Source organism: Pseudoalteromonas rubra (assembly GCF_004212645.1).
Taxonomy (GTDB): Bacteria; Pseudomonadota; Gammaproteobacteria; order Enterobacterales; family Alteromonadaceae; genus Pseudoalteromonas; species Pseudoalteromonas rubra_G.
Map to the genome: position 1 here is coordinate 1 of NZ_PPUZ01000092.1, position 564 is coordinate 564.

Consider the following 564-nt stretch of genomic DNA (forward strand, 5'->3'; position numbering starts at 1 on the left):
GCAAATTGCAGCACCTTACTGTCGGCACAAGTGCCAAAACGGGCTTGCTGGTTGTGAGCCAGGTTCACTGCGCCCTGATGAATAAGCTGAACCCCCTTGGGCTGACCGGTTGAACCTGAGGTGTAAATCACATAGGCCAGGCTGTCGCTACTAATATCATCCAGCGCCGGGTTATGCTGCGGATAGTCATCCAGCGCTAGCGTCGCAATATCTATGGCGTGGCCTGCTTGCTCGCGCATCAGCGCTTCGGCCACGGCCAGGCCACTGCCAAACCCAATCACCTGCTTAAGGCCCGCGTCTGCGGCCATATAGCTCAGGCGACTGGCCGGATAATCCGGGTCCAGTGGCACATAGGCCCCACCGGCTTTGAGTATTGCCAGTATGCTCACCACCATCTCCACCGAGCGGCTGCTGCATACCCCAATCAGCGTCTCTGGCGTGACGTGTTGCTCACTCAGCAAATAGTGCGCCAGCTGATTGGCACGCAGATTGAGTGTCTCATAGCTAATGAATTGGTCCTGAAACACCAGGGCGGTTGCCTCGGGCGTTGCCGCTGCCTGTTGT

General features: G+C 57.6%; 1 protein-coding gene. It reads right to left on the minus strand.

The features are described from left to right. On the minus strand, positions 1 to 564 hold a 564-nt coding region (locus C3B51_RS21680), incomplete at both ends, for an AMP-binding protein (protein ID WP_130246364.1).